2 protein-coding genes are annotated in these 2,105 nt (G+C 70.2%); both read left to right on the top strand.

What is annotated here, in order from left to right; translation table 11 throughout:
* Nucleotides 1-497: hypothetical protein (locus HY703_01280; GenBank protein ID MBI4543810.1), on the top strand; the 497-nt coding region annotated here is incomplete at its 5' end.
* 35 nt (nt 498-532) lie between these two features.
* The gene (locus HY703_01275) at nt 533-1,657 is read left to right on the top strand and encodes a hypothetical protein (GenBank protein MBI4543809.1); all 1,125 of its coding nucleotides are present in this window, start codon (nt 533-535) and stop codon (nt 1,655-1,657) included.
* Nucleotides 1,658-2,105 lie beyond the last annotated feature (448 nt).

Raw genomic sequence — 2,105 nt, 5'->3', positions numbered from 1 at the left:
TGGACGCCCCGCGCTACCGACAGGCGCCGGCCGCACGGCTGCCGCTCCCGAGCTGGGCCGCGGATACGGCGCGTATCCTCTGGGCGCCTCGCGTGCTCGTAAAGGAGGCGCCTCGCCCCCGCCCGCTGCCCGTGCGCATTGCCCCTCCGGACACGGCGCCGCGCCCGCGGGTGGCCGAGGTGGCCCCGGATAGCGCGCGCCCGCCCATGATGCTGCCCCGTGGCGGCGCGCTGGCGCGAAAGGAGGCTGCGGCCACCCAGGCGGCCGGCGCCTCAGCGGCTGTGCGCGCAGGCATCCCCGGGCTGCTGCGCAGCACGGTGGGCTTCGTGGTGCCCATGCCGGGCACGGAGATGATCCGCGTGGGCGTGGTGCAGGAAGGAGCCACCCTGCAGGCGGCCAACCGCATGCCCTCGCTCGAGGGGCAGAACATCGAGGGCGTCGGGCAGGTGAACCAGGCGACGCTGCGGATCCGGATCCGCAGGCCGGCCGACAACTAGGGATCTAGAAAATGCCGTCCAGGACCACTGGAAGGATGATCAAAAGGTTAATGCTCGCCCTGCTCCTGTGCTCCGCCTCATCCCTCGAGGCGCAGGAGGCCAGGCGCTCCGGGCCGCCGTTCAGCATTGCGGGCGGCGCCCACCTCCAGAGTTACCGCTTCTCAGAGGGCATTGGCGCCGCTTCCGCCCGGCTGATCCTCTTCCCCATCGCCCTCCAGGCGCCGGTCGGGCGCTGGCTGCTGCTCGAGCTGTACAACTCCTACGCCATGGGTGAGGTCGGGCTCGACGGTGCGGTGCACCGACTGGAATCGGTGACCGATACCTGGCTGCGCACCACGCTGCACTTGCGGCCCGGGGTCGCGTTAACCCTCGGGTTCAACCTGCCCACGGGCAAGGCGACCCACCAGCCGGAGGAGGCAGTGGTCGCCACGGTCATGTCCACCGACCTGCTGGGGTTCCGCGAGGCCAGTTGGGGGCTGGGGTTCGCCGCCACGGGCGGGCTCACCACGGCCGTCTATCTCGGTCGCGTCGGCCTGAGCCTGGGCGCCAGCTTCCGGCGCAATGGCGAGTTCCGGCCACGCACGGACACGGCCATCGTCTACCTGCCCGGTGACGAGATGCGCGCGCGCGCCGCGCTCGAGTACCGGGGGGATGTGCACCAGTTCTCAGTGGGCGTGATGGGCCTCGAGTACACGCAAGACCGACTGGATGGCCGCAACCTCTTCCAGGCCGGCCGGCGCCTCGAGCTCGATGCCACCTGGAGCTTCCCCCTGGGGCGCACGAGCTGGACCGTTTTTGCCACGGACATCTGGCGGGATCGCGGCGATGTCACGCTGCCCATCATCACGCAGGGCGCCACCGTGCGGCGGGACAGCACCTTTTCCGTGGGCCGCCAGAACCTGGTGGTGGCCGGGATCGGCGGCAGCATTAGCCTGCGCGGGCGGCTGGCCGTACGCCCCAGCGCTGACTTCCGCTATCAACTGGGCGAGCAGATCGGCGCGGACGGCTGGGTGGTGAGCGCCGGCCTGGACGTGCCCGTGCTACGCCCGGCGCTAGAGCTGTTCCCCAGCGCCCGCGCCCTGTTGGGCGCGATCCAGGACCCACAAGGTCGATTGCGCAGCGTGCGCGGCGGCGAGCTCGGCCTGGTCATCCGCCACTGAGCGGCGTGCCCGCAAACATCCCTCGATTTCGGCGGGTCTGCGCCCGTCAGTAGTGCGGCTGCGCACGCGTGTGCAGGTGTGTAGCGAGTTCGCGCACTTACATGACCACCCGCACCGCGTCCTCGCCCCGGACCTGCCGGCCGTCGGTCAGCGCCCCTAGCAGCACCAGCCTGGTGGTCGCGGCCGTGCGGTCGCCGTTGCAGGCTGGTTATTTGGCCCACAGCGCCCATGTCCTGGACCCCTTCCCCCTTCCCGCTGCCGGAATGGCCGGCTTCGCGGGTCGAGGGGATAGCCTGATCGGCCAACATGGAAGATGGAAGCATGGTCCGAGGCCTCCGAGGCCACCACCTCTTACGCTACTTCCCCGCGGCGCTTAGATTTCCAGCAATTCGCGGGAGCATTTCAACCCGCGCAGACGGAGGTTGGCCGTGTCAAGAAACCGCAGCTT

Source organism: Gemmatimonadota bacterium, assembly GCA_016209965.1.
Taxonomy (GTDB): Bacteria; Gemmatimonadota; Gemmatimonadetes; order Longimicrobiales; family RSA9; genus JACQVE01.
The sequence above is the reverse complement of the archived record's forward strand: the minus strand, read 5'-3'. Positions and strand labels throughout refer to the sequence as shown.

Coding starts and splice junctions, on each gene's coding strand:
- HY703_01275 (MBI4543809.1), top strand. CDS start 533: ATGATCAAAAGGTTAATGCTCGCCCTGCTCCTGTGCTCCGCCTCATCC.